Source organism: Streptomyces sp. NPDC001848, assembly GCF_042891915.1.
Classification (GTDB): Bacteria; Actinomycetota; Actinomycetes; order Streptomycetales; family Streptomycetaceae; genus Streptomyces.
This window is the reverse complement of record NZ_JBIATP010000003.1, coordinates 313,792-334,551: the sequence shown is the minus strand read 5'-3', so window position 1 is coordinate 334,551 and position 20,760 is coordinate 313,792. Positions and strand designations below refer to the sequence as shown.

The window sequence follows — 20,760 nt, the reverse complement described above, 5'->3', positions numbered from 1 at the left end:
CAGCACCTGTGCTCCAGGGCTCCCGTGTTCCAGTGCTCCCGTGTTCCAGTGCTCCCGTGTTCCAGGGCACCGCGTTCCCGTGTGGGGCAGCCCCGCGTGACGCGACTACAACACGAAGCCCGCCGGGAACGGGTCCTCCGGGTCCAGAAGGTACTGTGCCGTGCCGGTCACCCACGCCCGCCCGGTGAAGCTGGGCAGCACCGCGGGGCGGCCGGCGACCTCCGTGGTCCCGAGCAGGCGCCCGGTGAACCGCGTCCCGATGAAGGACTCGTTCACGAACTCGGTGTGCAGGGGAAGTTCGCGGCGCGCGTGCAACTGCGCCATGCGCGCGCTGGTGCCCGTACCGCACGGGGAGCGGTCGAACCAGCCCGGGTGGATGACCATCGCGTGCCGGGACAACCGGGCGGTGGCTCCCGGCGCGTACAGGTGGACGTGGTGGCAGCCGTGGATCGTCGGGTCCTCGGGGTGGACGGGCTCCTCCTCGGCGTTGATCGCCTCCATCAGCGCGAGCCCCGCGGCGAGGATGTCGTCCTTGCGGGCCCGGTCGAACGGCAGCCCGAACTCCGCCAGCGGCAGGATCGCGTAGAAGTTGCCGCCGTACGCGAGGTCGTAGGTCACCGTGTGCCCGTCGGGCAGGGTTACCTTGCGGTCCAGGCCCACGCAGAACGACGGCACGTTCCTGAGCGTGACCGCTTTCGCGGCGCCGCCTTCGACCGCGACCTCGGCGACGACGAGCCCCGCCGGGGTGTCCAGCCGGATGGTGGTCACCGGCTCGACCGCCTCCACCATGCCCGTCTCGACCAGCACGGTCGCCACCCCGATCGTGCCGTGCCCGCACATCGGCAGATAGCCCGAGACCTCGATGTAGACGACACCCCAGTCACAGTCGGGACGGGTGGGCGGCTGGAGGATCGCGCCGCTCATCGCCGCGTGCCCGCGCGGCTCGTTCATCAGCAACTGCTTGACGTCGTCACGGTGTTCACGGAACCACAGGCGCCGCTCGTTCATCGTGGCGCCGGGGATGGTGCCGATGCCGCCGGTGATCACCCGGGTGGGCATGCCCTCGGTGTGGGAGTCGACGGCGTGCAGGACGAGTTTGCTGCGCATGACCCGCTCCCCCTCACGCGAGCCCGGCCGCGACGGCCTTCTCCGTGGCGGCACGGACGGCGGCCTCCTGGTCGGGTGGCAGCGGCATGCGCGGTGGGCGTACGGGACCGCCGTACCGGCCGACGACGTCCATCGACAGCTTGATCGCCTGCACGAACTCCACTCGGGAGTCCCACCGCAGCAGCGGGTGCAACTGCCGGTACAACGGCAGTGCGGTGTCCAGGTCGCCCGCGACCGCGGCACGGTACAACTGCACCGAGGCGTGCGGGAGGGCGTTGGGGTAACCGGCCACCCAGCCCTTGGCGCCGGCTACCGCCAGTTCCAGGAGCACGTCATCGGCGCCGATCAACAGGTCGAGATCCGGGGCGAGTTCGGCGAGGCGGTAGGCGCGACGGGGATCGCCGGAGAACTCCTTGACCCCGTGGACGAATCCCTCGCCGTGCAGCTTGGCGAGGAGTTCCGGGACGAGGTCGACCTTGGTGTCGACGGGGTTGTTGTACGCCACCACCGGCAACCCGGCCTTCGCCACCTCCTCGTAGTGGGCCAGCACCGACCGCTCGTCGGCGCGGTAGGCGTTCGGCGGCAGGAGCATCACCGACGCGCAGCCCGCGTCGCGTGCCTGCTCGGCCCAGCGGCGGGCCTCCGCCGAACCGTACGCGGAGACGCCGGGCATCACCCGGGCCCCGCCGATCGCGGACACGGCGGTCTCCACGACCCTGGCCCGCTCCTCGGGGGTGAGCACCTGGTACTCGCCGAGCGAGCCGTTGGGTACCACACCGTCGCAGCCGCTCTCCACCAGCCAGGCGCAGTGGTCGGCGAACCTCGCGTGGTCGACGGCGAGTTCCTCGGTGAGCGGAAGCGCGGTGGCGACGAGAACGCCGCGCCAGGGGCGGTGCTGCGGGACGGTCATACGCGGTACCCCATCTCGATGACGTGTGACATGTTACTGGCGGTCCTCTTGCCGGCGGTCCTGCACGGGCTCACCGGCCAGCACCCCGAGCGGTACCGGCCGCGCGAACGGCCTCCGGGCCACCGTGTCCGCGCACCCGGCGATCCCGGCGACCCCGGGCGCGCACATCCGACCCTGGCACCAGCCCATCCCGGCCCGGGTCAGCAGCTTCACCGTCCGCAGATCACCGGCGCCCAACTCCGCGACGGCCTCCCGTACGGTCCCGGCGCGCACCTCCTCGCAACGGCAGACCACGGTGTCGTCGGTGACCTGCTCGGCCCAGCGGGCAGGCGACGCATACGCGTGGTCGAGCGCCGCGAAGAACCCGCGCAGCGCTTCCCGGCTCCGAGCCACGCGCTCCCACTCCCGTGGATCGGGCACGGCTCCGGCGAGCCGCGCGGCGACGGACCGCCCGGCGATGTGCCCCTCGGCGAGGGCGAGCGCCGCGCCACCGATCCCGGTGGCCTCGCCCGCCGCCCAGACTCCCGGGACGTCGGTGCGCTGTTCGTCGTCGACGGCGACGTTCGCCCCGTCGATGCGGCAGCCGAGGGTGTCGGCGAGGTCGGTGTGCGGGAGCATGCCGTGCCCGACGGCGAGGGTGTCGCAGGGGATACGGCGCGCGGTGTCGGCCCGGACCCGTCCGCCTGCGTCGAGCGCGGCGACGGTCACCGCCTCCAGCCGGTCGGTGCCCCGCGCCTCGACCACGGTGTGCCGGGCGAGAACCGGCACCCGGTGCCGCAGCAGCCCGGCCGCGTACGCCGCCGCCTCCACCGCTGTGCCGGGCTGGACGGCCAGGGTTCCGGCGCACCGTACGAAGGCCCTCGGATCGGCCGACTCCACGAGCGCGGCGACCGTCACCCCCGCCGCCGCGAGCCCGGTCGCGACCGGCAGCAGCAGCGGCCCCGTCCCGGCCACCACCGCCCTGCGCCCCGGTACGACGAGTCCGCCCTTGAGCATGGCCTGGGCGCCACCGGCGGTGACGACCCCGGGCAGCGTCCAGCCGGGGAAGGGCAGCACCCGCTCGTAGCCGCCGGTCGCCAGCAGTACGGCGCGGGCCCGTACGGCGACCGGCCGCTCCTGCTCCGGCCCGAGCAGGGCGTGCACGACAAACCCCCCGGACTCCCTTTCCACCCACCACACATGGTGATCCGCCAGGTGGCTGACACGTCCGGCCGCGAGGTGCCCGTCGAGTCCTTCGCGCAGCCGCAGCCAGGTCCGCCACTGGTGGTGCAGGGCCCGCGCGCGCCGCGCCCCGAGCGCGGCGGCGGGCTGCCGGTAGAACTGGCCGCCCGCCTCGGGGGCCGCGTCGACGAGCGTGACGCCTACACCGCGCGCCGCCGCCGCGAGCGCCGCGGCGAGCCCCGCCGGGCCCGCACCGATCACCGCCAGGTCAGTCCGCATGCCCGGTCCCCTCCTGCGTACGGATCACATCGCCCGGCCGCACCGGCACCAGACAAGCGCGCTGGTTCGGCCGGTCGTTCACGGTCACCAGGCAGTCGAAGCACACACCGATCCCGCAGAAGACACCGCGTGGACGGCCCTCGCGCCGGGTGGTGCGCCAGGAGGTGATGCCCGCCGCCCAGAGCGCCGCCGCGACCGTCTGACCGGGCAGCGCCTCGATCTCACGGCCGTCGAAGGTCACCGTGAAGCCGGGCCCCGGCCGGGCTCCGGCCAATTCCAGCGGATTCACCCGGCCTCCCGCTCGAAGCGCTCCGGCCGGAACGGCGTCAGGTCCAGCTCGGGGGCCTTCCCGCTCAGCACCCGCGCGATCGACTGCCCGGTCCCGGTGGCGAGTCCGATCCCGGCCCCCTCGTGACCGCAGGCGTGCAGCAGCCCCGGCACCCGGGGATCCGGGCCGATCGCCGGCAGATGGTCCGGCAGGTACGGCCGGAAGCCGAGATAGGTCCGCATCGCCCGTACCCGCTCCAGGAACGGGAAGAGCCGGGTCGCCCCCGCCGCCAGCGCCCGTACGACCGGCAGGGAGAACGACCGGTCGAAGCCGACCCGTTCGCGGCTCGCCCCGATCAGGACGGGTCCCGCGGCCGTGCTCTCGACGACCGGGGAGGTCTGCAGGGCCGCGGAGTCGCTGGCCACGTCCGCGACATAGTCGGCGGCGTACACCTTGTGCCGCACCCGGCGCGGCAACGGCTCGGTGACGAGCACGAAACCGCGGCGAGGGAGGACCGGCAGGTGCACTCCCGCCAGCGCGGCGAACTCCCCGCCCCAGGTACCGGCGGTGTTGACGACGGCCGGGGCGAGGACGTCACCGTCGGCCGTGCGCACGCCGCGCACGGCCCCCTGTGGTGTGCGCAGCACCTCCCTCACGGTCCGCCCGGTCAGCAGGCGGGCGCCGGACGCCCGTACGAGATGCGCGGCGGCCAGTGTCGGCATCACCTGGCCGTCCTGCGGATACAGCACGCCGCCCGCGAGGCCGGGGGCCAGGTGCGGCTCCAGGTCGTGGAGCCGGTCGGCGGCGATCTCCTCGGCCTCGACCCCGGCGGCCCGTTGACCGGCCGCGAGGTCTTCCAGGGCGGTGAGCGCTTCGGGGGACGCGGCGACCACCACACCGCCCTTGGCCTCGTACTCGATCTCCGGTCCCAGCTCCTCGGCCAGCCGCGTCCACAACCTCACCGAATGCAGGGCGAGTTCGAGCTCGGGCCCCGGGTGCTTGTCGGAGACGAGCACATTGCCCTCGCCGGCGCCGGTCGTGCCGCCGGCCACGGGGCCGCGATCCGCGAGGACGACGTCCATGCCCTCGCGGGCGGCGTACAGCGCACAGGCGGCGCCCACCATCCCGGCGCCCACGACCACGACATCGCAGGTCAGTCGCTGACTCATGGTCAGTACTATGTCACATGGTTCCGTTCCCGGACCAGATGTGCGACGAGCGCCGCCGCGGGCTGGACGGTGGCACGGGGAGCAGTGCGACAGAAGTGTGATCCAGCTCTCCCGGAAACGGTGACAGGGCGTTGTCGCGGACGGCTGCCATGGTCGACCGCATGACGATCACCGATGAGGACTGCCTCGCCGAGACCCTGGCCTTCAGCAAGGAATTCGAGGCCACTGCCGAGAGCCGGCCGGCGCGCGAAGAGACGCCGGACGCAACCGCGCTGGCCACCCTTCGACGCAACCGGCTCGGTGGCGACACGCCGCCGGTGCGACTGCCGCAGGGCGATGACCGCGTCATTGCCGACGGAGTGCGGGTCCGGACGTTCGTGCCCGACCACGTCGACGGGGTGTATCTGCACATACACGGCGGCGGTTGGGCATTCGGCCCCGCGGACGGCCAGGACGAAAGGCTGTGGCGGCTCGCCGAGCAGGCGCGGCTGGCCGTGGTCAGCGTGGAATACCGCCTCGCGCCGGAACACCCGTTCCCCGCCGGACCCGACGACTGCGAAGCGGCCGCCCGGTGGCTGGTGGACCACGCCGCAGCCGAGTTCGGCACCGAACGGCTGCTGATCGGGGGTGAATCGGCCGGTGCCCACCTGAGCGTCGTGACATTGCTACGCCTGCGCGACCGGCACGGCATCACCGGTGCGTTCCGGGCCGCACACCTGCTGTTCGGCCCCTACGACCTGTCGATGACACCGAGCCAGCGATCCTTCGGAGGAAAGCGACTGCTGAGCAACACCGTGACGCTGCGGCGCACCTATGAGCTGTTCACACCCGGCATGAGCGCGGAACAACGCCGTGACCCGGAGGTCTCACCGCTGTTCGCCGACCTTGCCGGTCTGCCACCCGCCCGGATCGTCGTCGGCACCGAGGATCCGCTGCTGGACGACTCGCTGTTCCTGGCCGCGCGGTGGCAGGCGGCAGGCGCGCCTGTGCGGCTCGGGGTCGTCGCCGGCGCCATGCACGGCTTCACCCTGTTCCCGCTGACCGTCACCGAGCGGGAACTGCGGCGCGAGCGGGACTTCCTGTCCACCGCGGGACGGTAGCGTCGCCGGAATGAACCGCACTGCCCGGCTCTACGCACTGGTGGAAGAATTGCGCGCGACGGCACCGCGGCCGCTGACGGTCGCGGCGCTCGCCGCGCGGTTCGAGGTGAGTACGCGCACCGTGCAGCGCGACCTCCAGGCGCTGATGGAGACCGGTGTCCCGGTGCGCAGCGCACCCGGGCGAGGCGGGGGCTGGACGATCGACCCGCAGATGACCCTGCCCCCGATCCACTTCACCGCCGACGAAGCCTCGGCACTGGCCGTCGCCCTCGCCGCGGCCGACTCCTCCGCCCCGTACGCCGACGCGGCCCGCACGGCTGCTCAGAAGATCGCGGCCTCGATGACGGACCCCGCCTCGGCGGCGGCACAGGAACTCGCCGCACGGATCGTCACGCTGCCCTCGCCGTCCGACCCCACGGTCCGCAGCGCGGTGGAACAGGCTCTCACCACCAGGACGGTGCTGCGGCTGTCCTACGTCGACGCAGCAGGACGCCAAACCAACCGCGTGGTGGAACCGGCCGGACTGCTCGCCGCCGACGGCCGGTGGTACCTCATCGCCTGGTGCCGCACCCGACAGGCCGGCCGGGGCTTCCGGCTGGACCGCATCACAGCAGCGGCTCCCACCACGGAGCAGGCACAGCCCCACGACCTGACCGAACTCCTGCGTGACTCGGCCGCAGCCGGTGCGGCGCCGCCCACCACGCTGGCTCCACTCACTCGATTCGCTTGACTTCAAGCGCACTTCAAGCTGAAGACTCCCGATCGAACCCGCACCCGCGGGCCGCGACGGGAGGCGCACCGTGAAGTACCGGACGATCGGCACGGACCCGCAGACACGCCGCCGGGTGAGCGCCCTCGCGCTCGGCGCGATGCTGTTCGGCTCCCGGACGGACGAGAAGACCTCCTTCGCCGTCCTCGACCGTTACGTCGAGGCCGGCGGGAACTTCATCGACACGTCCGACAACTACGCCTACTGGATCGACGGGGGCCAGGGCGGGCAGAGCGAGGAACTGCTCGGCCGCCGGCGCCGCAGCCGCGGCATCGGCGACGAGATCGTGATCGCCACCAAGCTCGGCGCCCGCCCGCTGGCCCCCGGAACGACCTACGTCGACAACCCCGAGGGCCCGTCGGCGAAGGTGATCCGGGAGTCCGCCGAGCGCAGCCGGATGGGGGTACCGCCCGCGCGAGCGTAGCCGAGCGTGGGGGAGCCTCGGCGTGGACCGGCTCGACCTGCTGTACGCGCACATCGAGGACCGCACGGGGGCACCGCTGCGCGAAACCGTCGAGGGGTTCGCCGAACTGGTGACGGAGGGCACGGTCGGTCTGCTCGGCGTGAGCAACCACGCTATCTGGCGGGTGGAGCGCGCCCGCGCCCTCGCGGCCGCGGCCGGGCTGCCCGGCTACGAGGTGCTGCAGTATCAGCACAGCTATCTGCGCCCGCGCACCGACGTGCCGGACGCCTTCTTCCCGGACGGCAGCCTCAGCGTCACCACGGCGGAACTGATCAGCTATCTGCGCGCCGAGCCGGGCCTGACCCTGGTCGCGTACTCACCGCTGCTGAAGGGCGCCTGCGCACGCCGGGACGTCCCGCTGTCCCGGGACTTCGACCACCCGGGCACCCCGGCGCGGCTCGCGGTGCTGCGGGAGGTGGCGCGGGAGACCGGGGCGAGCGTCAACCAGGTGGTGCCGGCCTGGCAGATCGGCGGTGACGTGCCGGTGATTCCCCTGGTCGGGGCCTCGTCGGTGGCGCAGCTGGAGGAGAGCCTGGCGGCGGTGGACCTCGAACTGACGGCGGAGCAGCGGGCGCGGCTGGACGCGGCGCACTGAGACGCGACACCACCGATGACGCGGCCGCCGGCCCGGCACCACAGGGGCGCACGGCCGACGGCGCGTCGCTCAGGACCGACGGTCATCAGGACCGACAGTCCTCGCGGCAGGCAGTCCTCAGGACCGACAGTCCTCAGGACCGACAGTTCTCAGGACCGACAGTTCTCAGGACCGACAGTTCTCAGGACCGACAGTTCTCAGGACCGACAGTTCTCAGGACCGACAGTTCTCAGCACCGACAGTTCTCAGCACCGACAGTTCTCAGCACCGACAGTCCTCAGCACCGACAGTCCTCAGCACCGACAGTCCTCAGCACCGACAGTCCTCGCGGCAGGCAGTCCTCAGGACAGACATCCGATGTGCGCCAGGGCCTGCTTGAGCAGGACGCCCTGGCCGCCGGGCATCTCGTTCTGGACCACGGCCGAGGCGGCCTCCTGGGGGCTGAACCACTCCAGGTCCAGCGCGTCCTGGCGGGGACGGCAGTCGCCGGCCACCGGGACGATGTAGGCGAGGGCGACCGCGTGCTGGCGGGGGTCGTGGAACGGGGTGATCCCCAGTGTCGGGAAGTACTCGGCGACGGTGAAGGGCTGCAGGGAGGGCGGGACGCGGGGCAGCGCCACCGGTCCGAGGTCCTTCTCCAGGTGGCGCAGGAGGGCGTCCCGGACCCGTTCGTGGTGCAGCACCCGCCCCGAGACGAGGGTGCGGCTGACGGTCCCGTCGGGCCCTATCCGCAGCAACAGTCCGATGCTGGTCACTTCACCGCTGTCGTCGACGCGCACGGGCACGGCTTCCACGTACAGGATCGGCATGCGGGCTCGCGCCAGCTCGAGCTCGTCGGGAGTCAGCCAGCCGGGCGTGGTTTCGGTCGTGTCAGGCATTGCCCGATCGTAAGGTCAACACCCCGGCATCGGCCGCGTGTCTCACCAGGTCAGACGCAAGTCACACCCACGGCACGTCCTCGGCCGTCCGCTCGGCCCGCTTTCCCGGACGGGCGAAATCAGGTCGGTGACGGCAGGGCGACCGTCAGGTGACGATGCGGTACAGGTGCTCCGGCCGCCCCGTCGCCCCGTACCGGAGTTCCAGCCGGACCATGCCCTCCTTGACGAGGTAGGACAGGTACCGCTGCGCCGTCGCCCGGGAGACCCCGGTGAGTTCGGCCGCCTCGGCCGCCGACACGGGACCGTGGGCGGAGCGCAGCGCCTGGTGGACGAGGGTCAGTGTGGGCGCGGAGTGCCCCTTGGCCGGCACCCGCGGTACGGCGGGCGGCCGGGTGGCGCTGAACAGGGCGTCCACGTCGGCCTGGTCGGTCTCGGCGGCCGGTCCCAGCGCGTGCACGCGGTGCTGGAGCTCGCGATAGGCGGTCAGCCGCCCGGCGAGGTCGGGGGAGCCGAAGGGCTTGACGAGGTATCCCACGGCGCCCAGTTTCATGGCGGTGCGGACCGACTCGATGTCCCGGTCCGCCGTGATCATGAACGCGTCCGGCCGGGAGCCGCCCTCGTCGCCGGTGAGCCGGCGCAGCACATCGAGCCCGCTGCCGTCCGGTAGGAAGATGTCGAGCAGCAGCAGGTCCGGGTGCAGGGTGCGCACCGCCTCCAGGGCCTCGGCCACGGTCGCCGCCTCGCCGACCACCTCGAAGCCCTGGACCCGGCTCACGTACTCGCAGTGGATGTGGCTCACCCGGAAGTCGTCGTCCACGACCAGGGTTCGGATCATCAGCGGTCGCCTCCCACCGGCAACGCCGTCGTGAACAGTGCGCCCTGTGGCGCGGGTGCCGTGTCCGGCAGCGGCAGGACGACGGTGAAGACCGCGCCCGGGCCCTCGCTGACCGAGACCGTGCCGCCGTGCCGCTGCACCAGCCGGTGCACCAGGGCGAGCCCCAGGCCGCGCCGGGCGGTGCCCCGCTCCGGCCGGGTCGACCAGCCGTCCTCGAAGATGGCCTCGACGGCGCCCGGCGGGACCCCCGGCCCGGTGTCCGCCACCCGCACGGTCATCTGGTCGGGGCCCTCGATGAGGGTCAGGCACACCTCGCGGCCGCCCGGCGGGGGCGGTCCGTCCGCCGCGGCGTCGACCGCGTTGTCCAGCAGATTGCCCACGATCGTCAGCAACCGGCGCAGATGTGGCGGGTCCTGGCCGAGCGCGGAGTCGTCGTCGAGCACGATCCGCACCCCGCGCTCGGCGGCGACCGTGGTCTTCGCCACGATCAGCCCGACCATCAGCGAGTTCCCGATCCGTCTGCGCACCGACTCGGTCAGTGCCTGCCCGGCGCCGGCTGACCCGACGGCGAACTCGTAGGCCGCGTCGTGGTCGCCGATGTCCAGCAGCCCGGCCAGGGTGTGCATCCGGTTGGTGAACTCGTGCTGCTGGGCCCGCAGCGCGTCGGTGAGCCCGCGCACGGAGTCCAGCTCGCGCAGCAGTCCGATCAGCTCGGTGCGGTCGCGCACGGTGACCACGGCGCCGAGCTCACGGCCGCGCAGCGTGACCGGCATGCGGTTGACGACCAGGCAGTGCTCGTCGGTCAGGACGCTGACGTCCGTGCCGGTCAGGGTGCCGTCCAGGGCGCGGCGCAGCCGGCCGTCGGGCAGCATCTCCTCCAGGGTGCTGCCGAGCGCGGTGCCGAGCCCGAGCAGCCGCCGGGCCTCGTCGTTCACCACGGTGACCCTGCCGTCGGGGTCGAAGGCGACCACGCCCTCCCGGATGCCGTGCAGCATCGCCTCGCGGTCCTGGAACAGTCCGGCGATCTCCTCCAGTTCCAGACCGAAGGTGGTCCGCTTCAGCCGCCGTGCCAGCAGATACGCGGCCGCGGAGCCGAGCGCGGTGGCGATCGCGGCGTACAGGCCGAAGGTGGGCAGCTCACGCCACAGCTCGCCGAGCACGTACCGCTCCGGCAGTCCCGCCGACACCTCGCCGACCAGCTTGCCCGACGGCCCGTACAGGGGAGCCTTGGCATTGGCCGACCGCCCGGTGGCGCCCTGGTCGCTGCCGACGCGCGGACGGCCGTCCAGCACCTCGATCGGCTCGTTCACCGGTTCGCCGATCAGCTGCGGCATGGGGTGCGAGTGGCGGACGCCGCGCAGGTCGAGCACCACCACGTACGACGCCCCCGAAGCCTTCCGGATCCGGTCGGCGACGCTCTGCACCACGCCGTCGTCGGGGCCGTACTCGAGGGCTTGCCGGATCTGCGGCTCCGCGGCCGTGGTCCGCGCGATGGCCAGCGCGCGCTGTTCGTAGGAACGGTCGAGCTCGCTCCGCTGTGCGAACGCGAACAGCACGAAGCCGATCGCGCCGGTGAGACCGAGGATGAACAGCTGGTTGGCGAGGATCCGGGCGGAGAGCTTCCCCCTGCCGCCGCGGGTGATCCAGGTACGGATGGGCATCACCGGTGCCTCTTGCCCCTGTCGTACGTCGTGCCGGGCCCGGCCCCTGCGCCGCACCCGCGTGGCGCGATTGTGCCTGATGGCCGGAATCCTGCCCAGCCCCGTTTCACTGAGCAGAACGAGCAGAACTCCGGGTTACGCGGCTATCGCGGGATACCTGTGAAACAGCGACGTAACACCGGGTGGCCCCTAGCGTCTGCCTTCACCCGCTCCCGACGAGGTGCGGAACTCGACCCGACGAGGTGCGGAGCTCGCCCCTCGAGGCGTGGAAGGAGACGGCCCCCCATGGCTTCGCGAAACGATGTCGCGAAGAGCCCGATCACCGGTACGGCGACCGCAGGCGCAGCAGCGCGTGAGGATGCGCGCATCGAGATCTCCGGGCTCACCAAGCGATTCCTGACCCCTGCCGGTGAGGTGTTCACGGCGCTGCAAGACGTGTCGTTCACCGTGGAGCCGGGCCAGTTCTGCGCGGTGGTCGGCCCCACCGGCTGCGGCAAGTCGACCACGTTGAGCATGGTGTCGGGGCTCGACCGGCCCAGCGAGGGCTCGGTCAAGGTGGGCGGCCGTGAGGTGGACGGCATCACCGACGGCGTCAGCTTCATGTTCCAGGCCGACGCCCTGCTGCCCTGGAAGACCGTGCTCGGCAACGTGCTGATGGGCCCGGTCTTCCGGGGCGTGCCCAAGCAGCGGGCACATGAGCAGGCTCGTGACTGGCTGCGCCGGGTCGGCCTCTCGGGGTTCGAGGACCGCTATCCCCACCAGCTCTCCGGCGGTATGCGCAAGCGCGTGGCGATGGCCGCGGCCCTGATCAACGAACCCAAGATCCTGATCATGGACGAGCCGTTCGGCGCCCTCGACGTGCAGACCAAGGCGATCATGTCGACCGAGCTGCTGGCCCTGTGGGAGCAGATCCGGCCGTCCGTCGTCTTCATCACCCACGACCTCGACGAGGCCGTGGCACTCGCCGACCGCGTCGTCGTCATGACGTCGAGCCCCGGATCGGTCAAGGCGGTCTTCGACATCGACCTGCCCCGCCCGCGCGGCTCGGTCCAGGAGATCCGCTTCGAGCCCCGCTTCATCGAACTGCAGCACCAGATATGGGACACGCTGCGCGAGGAGGTGGAGCGCGCCTACGCACGCACCGCAGGAGGTAAGGCATGACCACGACGTCCACCGCTCCCGCCGCTCCGGTCAGCGGCGGCCAGGTATCGGCCGCTGCCGCCGCCAGAAGCGCCGCACGACGCCGCGTCGCACTGGTGTGGGCGGGCCGCATCGGCCTCGCGGTCGTCGTCATCGGCGGCTGGCAGGCGTTCACCACCTGGGGGATCGTCGACCCGTTCTTCTTCGGGCAGCCGTCCGGCATCGCCAAGCGGCTGGTCGACCTCTTCCAGAACGGCACCGAGTTCGGGTCCTTCTACTCGAACATATGGACGACGATCCAGGAGGCGCTCGTCGGCTTCGCCCTGGGATCCGTCACCGGAGTGATCTTCGGCGTGGCGCTGGGCCAGAGCCGCTTCCTCTCCGATGTGCTCGGCCCCTACATCAAGATGGTCAACGCGATCCCGCGGATCGTCCTCGGCTCGATCTTCATCGTCGCCTTCGGTATCGGCGTGACCCCGAAGATCCTGCTGGCCGCGGTGCTGGTGTTCTTCATCGTCTTCTTCAACGCCTTCCAGGGCGTCCGCGAGGTCGACCGCAACATCCTCGCCAACGCCAAGGTGCTCGGCGCCTCGCAGATGCAGATCATCCGCCACGTCATCGTGCCGTCGGCGCTCACCTGGATCATCGCCAGCCTGCACAGCGCCTTCGGCTTCGCCATCGTCGGCGCGCTGGTCGGCGAGGTGCTGGGCGCACAGAGCGGCCTCGGCCTGGTCATCAAGACCGCCCAGAACAACTTCGACCCCGACGGCGTGTTCGCGACGATGCTCGTCATCTCGGTCATCGTGCTCGGTGCCGAGTGGCTGATCAGCAAGCTCGAGCACCGGCTGCTGTCCTGGCGCCCCCCGTCCCCGTCCGAGGCGTCGAACGCCCTCTGACTCCGTTCCTCCCCATCCCCTCCGCTGTTCCCCTGTCCCACCCCAGAAAAGGAATGTGGCCAGCCATGTCAAGACGATCCGCCACCGTCGCCGCCTCCCTCCTCACCGTCCTCGCCCTCGGCACGGCCACCGCCTGTTCCAGCGGCTCCCACAGCGGCTCCCAGAGCGTCGGCAGCTCCGGCGGCGTGCCCACGGTGAAGCTCATGGTCGGCGGCATCGACAAGCAGATCTACCTGCCCTACCAACTCGCCCAGAACCTCGGTTTCTACAAGAAGTACGGCGTCAATGTGGAGCTGAGCACCGAGCAGGACGGCGGCGTCGGCGCCGAGGACGCCATGGCCTCGGGCCAGGTGGACATGGCCGGCGCCTGGTACAACCACACGATCGAGTTCCAGGCCAAGGGCAAGGCGGTCGAGGACGTGGTCCAGCTCTCCGGCGCGCCGGGCGAGCGTGAGATGTGCACCAAGAAGTCGGGCGTCACCTCGGCCGCCGACTTCAAGGGCAAGACCCTCGGCGTCACCGACCTGGGGTCGGGCACCGACACCCTCACCCAGTTCCTGGCCGCCAAGAAGGGCGTCAAGACCAGCGACTTCCACCGGATCGGGGTCGGCGCCGGCTCCACCGCCATCGCCGCGCTGCAGAACGGCAAGGTGGACTGTGTGATGACGACACAGCCGACGGTGGCCGCGATCGAGAAGAAGGGCGTCGGTGCCTCCGCGATCGACCTGGCCACCACGCAGGGTGCCACGGCGGCGATGGGCGGTGCCTTCCCCGCGGCCAGTATGCTCGCCCGCACCGACTGGGTGAACCAGAACAAGGCCACCGTGCAGAAGGTCGTCGACGCGCTCGTGGCCACCATGCATTGGATCAACACGCACAGCGCGGCCGACATCGCCGACAAGCTGCCTCAGTCGTTCGTGCAGAACCAGCTCGTGACCAAAGCCGACTACATCTCGGCCCTGACCGAGGACAAGGGTCAGTTCCTCCCGGACGGCATCATGCCGGCCGGCGGTCCGAAGACCTCACTCGCGACGGAGAAGTTGGTCGGCAACGTGAAGGGTTCGGTGGACCTCGGCAAGACGTTCACCAACGACTTCGCCATCCAGGCCAACAAGACCGAGGGATTCAAGACCACCACGACCCCCGCGGGGGCGGACGGCTGAGCCTGCCACCGACACGACGTCGCCCCGCCTGACCGCACCAGCGGCAGGCGGGGCGGTGCCATGTCAGACTGCGGCCGAGTCGCTCCCGACGTCGCGTCGCGAGACCGCCAGGTAGGCCACGAATCCGAGGATCGCGACCGTCCACGACAGGGTGACCGGGCCCAGACCCCAGTCCAGCCCGCCGCGCCTGTGGGGCAGGGCCATCCAGTCGGCGATCGACGCACCGAGTGGGCGGGTGATGACGTACGCGGACCAGAACGCGACCACCGGGCCGAGCAGACCCCCGCGGTGGGCGACCGCCGGCACAGAGATGGCGACGGCGTACAGAGCGACGGACCCCAGGTAGCCGAGGCCGATCGTCGCGCTCAGGTCGCCCGCGGCCGTGCCGAGCGCGAACGTGGCGAGCACGGCAGCCCAGTAGAACGCCTCGCGGCGCCGGGTGGAGATGCTGTGGATGGACAGGGTCCGCTCGCTCGCGTACCACAGGGCGAAGACGGCGGCCAGCGCCGCCAGGAACAGCGGCGTGGAGAGCGTGTAGGGCACGTGGAGGCCCACGTGCAGAACGTCGGCGGCCATCGTGCCGAACACGCTGACCATGACGATGGCCGTCCAGTAGATCCAGGCCACGTACCGGCGGACCGCGAACTGCAGGACCAGGGACCCGAGGAAGGCGAGGGTGCCGAGACCGACCGCGGGGATCGGGCCGAGCAGATGGCCCAGGTAGTCGGAGGCGGTCTCGCCCATTCCGGTCGTCAGAACCTTGATGATCCAGAAGTAGACGGTCACTTCCGGCACCTTGTTCGCCATCCCGCGTATCCGGGCGTGGGTGTGGGCGTCGGGTCGGTCATCAAGGACGTGCTCAGTGCTCATGACACGCACGATGACATGGCCATCTGCCGCTTTCCCAGGGGCCTTTGCCATTGCTTTGGGGCTTGATGTGCATGAGTTGCCACAGCGGCCCCGGAAGCTGAAAGCGACCTGAACACGAGGAGGGGAACCCGTGAGTCTCGCCCCTCGGCAGCCACCCTCTCACACTGCGGACCTCCCCCTTGACGCGGGCCGGAGCCGGATCGACACTCCAAGGGAGATTTCCTAGTGAACAGGTAGGGAAACATGGGGCGCCTGGAGCCGGTCGTCAGCCGTGTTCACCGCACGCGCCGGCAGTCCCTGCTGCTGACCTCCCGCCGTCACATCGATCTGCTGCGCGTCTGCAGCGCGAGCAGCCGCCGGCGCTGAACCGGCGGGGCCACGCCGCGCCCCCGCCACCCCGCGCCGTTCGCGTCGTGGAGCGCGCCTGCCCGTGGGCCACCACCCCCACACCCCCGCGTCCCAGAACCCCCGGGAGAGACATGTCCGCCCATGCCCTGACCGCACTCCCGTCCGCACAGCAACTGCCCGCCTTCCGCGGCCGGATCGGCTGTGACCCGCGCAGCGGCCACTACGCCGTACCGCGCCGCTACCGTCTCCACCTGTCCCCGGCCTGTCCGCACTGTCTGCGGATAGCCATCACACACAGCCTGCTCGGCCTCGACGACGTCTGCCCCGTCACGCTGCTGCCCGCGGTGCCCGACGGACCCGGCGGCGAGTACTCCGCGCTGCGTCCGCTGTACGAGGCCAGCGCACATCGCTACCCGGGAGCCGCCCTGGCGCCCGTGCTCAGCGACGACTGGTCGGGCCGGATCGTCAGCACCCACGCCCCGGACATCATGCGCGACCTGGCGCGGCACTTCGGCACGGACCGCCCCGCGCTGTATCCGCAAGGGGCGGACGTCGAGATCGAGGGCGTCCAGCGGCTGTGCGAGCAGGGCATCGACGCGGCCGCCCAGCGTGCCGGATGCGTCGACGCGGATCCGGAGGAACGGGACGCCGCGCTCACCTCGCTGCTGTGCACCCTGCGGTCACTGGAGGGACGGCTCGCCCGGCAGGACCACCTGCTCGGCGACCGGCTGACCGCCGCGGACGTGGAGGTGTGGGTCAGCCTGGTGCAGCTCGACACCGTGCACCGCTGGCACCTGGACGCCGCCGCGGTGCACCGCGTCGCCGGCCACCCGCACCTGTGGGCGTACGCCCGTCGGCTGACCTCCCACCCCGCCTTCGGTGGACACCTCGACCTCGAGGGCATCGCCCGGCGGCACCACGCGCACTGCCGGGGACTGGAGGCCGCCGGCGCGGCGGTGCAGATCCTGGACTGGGCCGCGCACATGCCCAACAGGACCGGCGCCGAGTCGGGTTGATGGGCGAAGGGCATCTCCGTCCATGTATCACCTGGTGGACGGGCGTTGACATCGCCTCCGGCGCCCGTATTCACTTACGGGCCAAGAGGTCATGAGCGTCAGCGTCAAGCCCTGGCTCGCTGACCGGCAACCCTCGCACCGCGGTGGGGTGCCCCAGGTGACGACCCGACCGGATGACGTTTCGGTAAGCGCGAGGCCCCACGGGCCGGAAGAGTGACGGTGACGGCGATGGACGCAGCTTCGAGGACGGCCGCTTCGCGGCTCCGCGGCTGCGTCCTGCTCTGCGCGAACCGTTCCGTCGACCTGCTCCGCGTCAACAGCGCACTGTGTACCACCCCGGGCTCTGCCCGCTGTCACGACTGACGGCCTTCTGAATCCCTGAGGCGCACCGCCGCCGTGGTGTGCCCGCGTTCCGTCCAGTCCCCGGTCCCGTGCGCTTTCCACCCCTCGTCACGCCGGCGGCTCCTGCCGTTGCGCCGGTGTCGTCGTACGCGCATCCGGGGTGCCCTCCCCAGCTGGAGCCTGCCATGCCCGAGTCCTCCGGCGCCGCCGTGTCCCTCGCAGCGGCGCCGTCCGCCGACACCCCGTCCCCACCCGCGACCGCCCAGCGGGTACTGCCCCTGCGCAGGCCGGGCCGCTGGATCGCCACGGCGATCGTGCTGGTCCTCGTGGCCCAGTTCGTCCACGGACTGGTGTCCAACCCGTTCTACCAGTGGGACCGCTTCGCCTACTGGTTCCTGCGCCCCACCATCCTCGACGGACTGCTCATCACTCTCGAAGTCACCGCCCTCAGCGCGGTGTTGGGCCTGCTCGGCGGAATCGTGCTCGCACTGGCCCGGCTGTCGAGGAGCCCGGTCCTGCGCGCGGTCAGCTGGACGTATGTGTGGGCGCTGCGCTCCATACCGCTGATCGTGGTGCTGATCTTCCTCTACAACTTCAGCGCCCTGTACAAGACGCTGAGCGTCGGTGTGCCCTTCGGCCCCGCCTTCTTCAGCTTCGACGAGTCCCGGCTCGCCACCGACATGGTCGTCGCCGTCGTCGGACTGAGCCTCAACGAGGCGGCCTACGCGGCGGAGGTGGTCCGCGGCGGCATCCTCTCCGTCGACCAGGGCCAGCACGAAGCGGCCGCCGCGCTCGGTCTGCCCAAGGGCCACCAGTTCCGGCGGATCGTCTTTCCGCAGGCCCTCAGGTCCATCACCCCGAACTACGTCAACCAGCTGATCGGCCTGGTCAAGAGCACCTCGCTGGTGTTCTACGTGTCGTTGCTGGACCTGTTCGGCTCCGCGCAGACCATGGGCAGCACCTACCCCGGCGACATCGTGCCGCTGCTGCTGGTGGTCACCGTCTGGTACCTGATCCTGACGAGCCTCGTGTCCGTCGTCCAGTTCTACGTCGAGCGGTACTACGCCCGCGGCGCCACCCGCGCGTTGCCGCCGACCCCGTTGCAGAAGCTCCGCACCGGTCTCGCCGATCTGCGGGCCCGTGCGCGCAGGGAGGCCGCCATATGACCACCGAGACGCTCCAGACCCGCCCCGCCGCCATCCAGGTGCACGACGTCCACAAGGCGTTCGGTGCGCACCAGGTGCTGCATGGCGTGGAGTTGACCGTACGGCCGGGGGAGGTGACCGTGGTCCTCGGCCCGTCCGGCTCCGGCAAGTCCACCCTGCTGCGGGTGATCAACCACCTGGAGAAGCCCGACCGCGGCTATGTCAGCGTGGGGGGCGAACCCGTCGGCGTACGCCGCCACGGCGACCACCTCAAGGAGCTGAGCGAGCGGGTCATCCTGGGCCAGCGCAGCCGCATCGGCTTTGTGTTCCAGAACTTCAACCTCTTCCCGCACCTGACCGCGCTGGAGAACGTCACCGCGGCGCCGGTGGCGACCGGCAAGCTGACCAAAGCCCAAGCCCGGGACCTGGCCCTCCAACTGCTCGGCAGGGTCGGGCTCGCCGACAAGGCCGACGCCTACCCGCGGCAGCTGTCCGGCGGCCAGCAGCAGCGCGTGGCCATCGCCCGCGCGCTCGCCCTGCGGCCCGGCGTGATCCTCTTCGACGAACCCACCTCCGCCCTCGACCCAGAACTCGTCGGCGAGGTGCTGGCCGTCATCAAGGACCTGGCCGGCGGCGGCACCACGCTGGTCATCGTCACCCACGAGATCGGCTTCGCCCGTGAATGCGCCGACCGGGTGGTCTTCATGGACGACGGCCGGATCATCGAACAGGGGCCGCCCGCCGAGGTCCTGGACAACCCGCGGCACGAGCGGACCCGGGACTTCCTGAGCAAGGTGCTCTGAACCCGCCGGTTCCGCTTCCGCTCCACAGCCTCCCCCCACGCCCCAACACCTCCACCGCTCACCGGACAAGGACAGCCATGCCCACCCTCAGTCTTCGCACCCGACTCCTGCGCGGCCTCACCGCAGGCACCGCCGTCGCCTCCCTCGCCGCCGGACTCGCCGCGTGCGGGGGCAAGAGCGACGCCGCCACCACCACCGACAGCGCATCCTCCGGCACGGTCACCGTGGGGCAGCTCTCCAACGGCGCCGCCACGCAGACAGCCCTGAAGGTGTCCGAGGTGAAGTCCCTGAACGCCGAACTGCCCGCGGCCATCCGCAAGAGCGGCAAGCTGGAGATCGGCGTGGGCGCCCTGCCCTCCGGCTTCGCGCCGCTGGCGTACGTGGGCAGCGACCAGAAGACCCTCACCGGCGCCGAGCCCGACTTCGGCCGCCTGGTGGCCGCGGTCCTCGGCCTCAAGCCCGAGCTGAAGAACTTCACCTGGGAGAACCTGTTCGTCGGCATCGACAGCGGCAAGGTCGACGTGGCCTTCTCCAACGTCACCGACACCGAGGAACGCAAGAAGAAGTACGAGTTCGCCTCCTACCGGCAGGACAACCTGGCCTTCGAGGTGCCGAAGAAGAGCACCTGGAACTTCGGCGGCAACTACGAGAACCTCGCCGGCAGGACCGTCTCCGTCGGCTCCGGCACCAACCAGGAGAAGCTGCTCCTGGAGTGGAAGGCCAAGCTGGCCAAGGAGGGCAAGAAGCTCACCGTCAAGTACTACCCGGACCGCAACGGCACCTATCTGGCGCTGTCCAGCGGCAAGATCGACGCGTACTTCGGCCCCAACCCCGGTATCGCCTACCACATCCGGCAGGTCGCGAACACGCCCCAGGCGACCCGCAACGCGGGCGAGTTCTCCGGTGCCGGCGAGTCCCTGCAGGGCCTGATCGCGGCGACCGCGAAGAAGGACAGCGGACTCGCGAAGCCGCTCGCCGACGCCATCAACCACCTGATCGAGAGCGGCCAGTACGCCAAGTGGCTCGCCGCCTGGAACCTGTCCAACGAAGCCGTCGCCAAGTCCGAGGTCAACCCGCCCGGGCTGCCGCTCGACAACTCCTGATCACCCGCCGCACCCCGACACACCGAAGGGAGCCCGCCACCGTGGCACTCGAGACCGCGGTCCGCGGTGGCGGAGGCCTGGACGCGCCGGCCACGCGCCTCCTCGACAACCCCGTGTGGGCCGCCCTGGCCGGCCCGCACGCCGACTCGGCCGAGCGCGTCGGAGACGCCGCCCGCCATCCCGCGGACGTCCACGCCTTCGCCGCCCTCGCCGATCCGGACGACCAGCGCGCCTGGGCCGACCCGCGCCGGCTGCTCGGCCCCGGACACCCCGTACGCCTCAAGGGAGTCGACGCCGTCCCCGACGGCTGGGAGACCGTCGGCGGCGGGCACGGCGTCCAACTCGTCGACACCTCACCACGCGCCGAGGAGGCCCCGAGGCCGTACGGCCCGGGCCATCACGACGTCCCCGAGATGCTCTACCTGGTCTCCCGGACCAGACCGGGACCGTTCCTGGCCCGTACCGCGGCTTCACCCTGCGCCGCCGCACGACGATCCTCCGGGTCCGCCCCGGCAGGAACAGATGACGCGGGCAGGGCGTTGTGAAGGAGGAGATGTGCACGGCGCAGTCCCACGGACGGAGGTGACGGACGTGACACGTGTACCGAGTGTCGTCCGCCTCCACTCCCGGCCCCACATCGATCTGCTGCGCGTGGCCGCCGCGCTCTGTTGCTCCTGACCCGGTTGCCCCCTCCGTCACGCCCGCCCGTGCGCGTGGCCGGCGTCCTCACACCGACCTT

21 protein-coding genes, 1 pseudogene and 1 riboswitch are annotated in these 20,760 nt (G+C 71.2%); of the genes and pseudogenes, 13 read left to right on the top strand and 9 right to left on the bottom strand.

Going from position 1 to position 20,760, the window contains the following annotated elements; all coding sequences use genetic code 11:
- Positions 1–105 precede the first annotated feature (105 nt).
- Genes ACFYZJ_RS07720 through ACFYZJ_RS07700 form a run of 5 tightly spaced genes read right to left on the bottom strand, consistent with a single transcriptional unit; the run spans position 106 to position 4,894 of the window.
- The gene (locus ACFYZJ_RS07720; RefSeq protein WP_388563965.1) at positions 106–1,107 is read right to left on the bottom strand and encodes a proline racemase family protein; all 1,002 of its coding nucleotides are present in this window, start codon (positions 1,105–1,107) and stop codon (positions 106–108) included.
- A gap of 13 nt (positions 1,108–1,120) precedes the next feature.
- Positions 1,121–2,017 (bottom strand): dihydrodipicolinate synthase family protein, encoded by an 897-nt coding sequence (locus ACFYZJ_RS07715; protein ID WP_388563963.1) that lies wholly within the window; start codon positions 2,015–2,017, stop codon positions 1,121–1,123.
- 33 nt (positions 2,018–2,050) lie between these two features.
- Positions 2,051–3,457: an FAD-dependent oxidoreductase gene (locus ACFYZJ_RS07710; RefSeq protein ID WP_388563961.1), complete on the bottom strand. Its 1,407-nt coding sequence runs from the start codon at positions 3,455–3,457 to the stop codon at positions 2,051–2,053.
- Positions 3,447–3,746, bottom strand: a complete 300-nt coding sequence (locus ACFYZJ_RS07705) for a (2Fe-2S)-binding protein (protein WP_388563959.1) — start codon at positions 3,744–3,746, stop codon at positions 3,447–3,449. The genes ACFYZJ_RS07710 and ACFYZJ_RS07705 overlap by 11 nt, the downstream gene beginning before the upstream one ends.
- Positions 3,743–4,894 carry an NAD(P)/FAD-dependent oxidoreductase gene (locus ACFYZJ_RS07700; protein ID WP_388563957.1) on the bottom strand — a complete coding sequence of 384 codons (1,152 nt, stop codon included), beginning with the start codon at positions 4,892–4,894 and terminating at the stop codon, positions 3,743–3,745. Before ACFYZJ_RS07700 ends, ACFYZJ_RS07705 begins: the two co-directional genes overlap by 4 nt.
- 161 nt (positions 4,895–5,055) lie before the next feature.
- Here ACFYZJ_RS07700 and ACFYZJ_RS07695 point away from each other — a divergent pair, with 161 nt between their 5' ends.
- From ACFYZJ_RS07695 to ACFYZJ_RS07685, 3 genes and pseudogenes are all read left to right on the top strand, one after another.
- A complete protein-coding gene (locus ACFYZJ_RS07695; RefSeq protein ID WP_388563955.1) occupies positions 5,056–5,994 on the top strand; it encodes an alpha/beta hydrolase in 939 nt (312 codons plus the stop codon).
- Positions 5,995–6,004: 10 nt separating this feature from the next.
- Positions 6,005–6,724 (top strand): helix-turn-helix transcriptional regulator, encoded by a 720-nt coding sequence (locus ACFYZJ_RS07690; RefSeq protein ID WP_388563954.1) that lies wholly within the window; start codon positions 6,005–6,007, stop codon positions 6,722–6,724.
- Between the two features lie 70 nt (positions 6,725–6,794).
- Positions 6,795–7,821 (top strand): annotated as a pseudogene (locus ACFYZJ_RS07685) (aldo/keto reductase).
- A 341-nt stretch (positions 7,822–8,162) separates the two neighbouring features.
- Here ACFYZJ_RS07685 and ACFYZJ_RS07680 read toward each other — a convergent pair.
- The 3 genes from ACFYZJ_RS07680 to ACFYZJ_RS07670 all read right to left on the bottom strand — a co-directional run bounded on the left by ACFYZJ_RS07680 (position 8,163) and on the right by ACFYZJ_RS07670 (position 11,195).
- On the bottom strand, positions 8,163–8,699 hold the full coding sequence (locus ACFYZJ_RS07680) for an NUDIX hydrolase family protein (RefSeq protein ID WP_388563952.1): 537 nt from the start codon (positions 8,697–8,699) through the stop codon (positions 8,163–8,165).
- Positions 8,700–8,844: 145 nt separating this feature from the next.
- Positions 8,845–9,534, bottom strand: a complete 690-nt coding sequence (locus ACFYZJ_RS07675) for a response regulator (RefSeq protein WP_388563951.1) — start codon at positions 9,532–9,534, stop codon at positions 8,845–8,847.
- Positions 9,534–11,195 carry an ATP-binding protein gene (locus ACFYZJ_RS07670; protein ID WP_388563949.1) on the bottom strand — a complete coding sequence of 554 codons (1,662 nt, stop codon included), beginning with the start codon at positions 11,193–11,195 and terminating at the stop codon, positions 9,534–9,536. The genes ACFYZJ_RS07675 and ACFYZJ_RS07670 overlap by 1 nt, the downstream gene beginning before the upstream one ends.
- A 285-nt stretch (positions 11,196–11,480) precedes the next feature.
- Between ACFYZJ_RS07670 and ACFYZJ_RS07665 the strand changes: the two genes are divergently transcribed.
- From ACFYZJ_RS07665 to ACFYZJ_RS07655, 3 genes are all read left to right on the top strand, one after another.
- Positions 11,481–12,356 (top strand): ABC transporter ATP-binding protein, encoded by an 876-nt coding sequence (locus ACFYZJ_RS07665; RefSeq protein ID WP_388563948.1) that lies wholly within the window; start codon positions 11,481–11,483, stop codon positions 12,354–12,356.
- Complete coding sequence (locus ACFYZJ_RS07660; RefSeq protein ID WP_388563946.1) at positions 12,353–13,231, top strand: ABC transporter permease; 879 nt, start codon at positions 12,353–12,355, stop codon at positions 13,229–13,231. The genes ACFYZJ_RS07665 and ACFYZJ_RS07660 overlap by 4 nt, the downstream gene beginning before the upstream one ends.
- 65 nt (positions 13,232–13,296) lie before the next feature.
- Positions 13,297–14,394, top strand: coding sequence for an ABC transporter substrate-binding protein (locus ACFYZJ_RS07655; RefSeq protein ID WP_388563944.1), 1,098 nt, complete (start codon positions 13,297–13,299; stop codon positions 14,392–14,394).
- Between the two features lie 63 nt (positions 14,395–14,457).
- Here the strand turns inward: ACFYZJ_RS07655 and ACFYZJ_RS07650 are convergent, their stop codons facing one another.
- A complete protein-coding gene (locus tag ACFYZJ_RS07650) occupies positions 14,458–15,264 on the bottom strand; it encodes a hypothetical protein (protein ID WP_388563942.1) in 807 nt (268 codons plus the stop codon).
- Positions 15,265–15,507: 243 nt separating this feature from the next.
- Here ACFYZJ_RS07650 and ACFYZJ_RS07645 point away from each other — a divergent pair, with 243 nt between their 5' ends.
- The 7 genes from ACFYZJ_RS07645 to ACFYZJ_RS07615 all read left to right on the top strand — a co-directional run bounded on the left by ACFYZJ_RS07645 (position 15,508) and on the right by ACFYZJ_RS07615 (position 20,699).
- Positions 15,508–15,630, top strand: coding sequence for a hypothetical protein (locus ACFYZJ_RS07645; protein ID WP_388563940.1), 123 nt, complete (start codon positions 15,508–15,510; stop codon positions 15,628–15,630).
- A gap of 113 nt (positions 15,631–15,743) precedes the next feature.
- The gene (locus tag ACFYZJ_RS07640) at positions 15,744–16,628 is read left to right on the top strand and encodes a glutathione S-transferase C-terminal domain-containing protein (RefSeq protein WP_388563938.1); all 885 of its coding nucleotides are present in this window, start codon (positions 15,744–15,746) and stop codon (positions 16,626–16,628) included.
- Positions 16,629–16,715: 87 nt separating this feature from the next.
- Positions 16,716–16,825: riboswitch (SAM riboswitch) on the top strand.
- Positions 16,826–17,155: 330 nt separating this feature from the next.
- The gene (locus ACFYZJ_RS07635) at positions 17,156–18,136 is read left to right on the top strand and encodes an amino acid ABC transporter permease (protein WP_388563936.1); all 981 of its coding nucleotides are present in this window, start codon (positions 17,156–17,158) and stop codon (positions 18,134–18,136) included.
- Positions 18,133–18,918, top strand: coding sequence for an amino acid ABC transporter ATP-binding protein (locus ACFYZJ_RS07630; RefSeq protein WP_388563934.1), 786 nt, complete (start codon positions 18,133–18,135; stop codon positions 18,916–18,918). Before ACFYZJ_RS07635 ends, ACFYZJ_RS07630 begins: the two co-directional genes overlap by 4 nt.
- Before the next feature lie 77 nt (positions 18,919–18,995).
- On the top strand, positions 18,996–20,021 hold the full coding sequence (locus ACFYZJ_RS07625; protein ID WP_388563933.1) for an ABC transporter substrate-binding protein: 1,026 nt from the start codon (positions 18,996–18,998) through the stop codon (positions 20,019–20,021).
- A 41-nt stretch (positions 20,022–20,062) separates the two neighbouring features.
- Positions 20,063–20,566: a hypothetical protein gene (locus ACFYZJ_RS07620; RefSeq protein WP_388563931.1), complete on the top strand. Its 504-nt coding sequence runs from the start codon at positions 20,063–20,065 to the stop codon at positions 20,564–20,566.
- Entirely contained in the window at positions 20,544–20,699 is a 156-nt protein-coding gene (locus tag ACFYZJ_RS07615; protein WP_388563929.1) for a putative leader peptide, read from the top strand. The genes ACFYZJ_RS07620 and ACFYZJ_RS07615 overlap by 23 nt, the downstream gene beginning before the upstream one ends.
- The last annotated feature ends 61 nt before the right edge of the window (positions 20,700–20,760 follow it).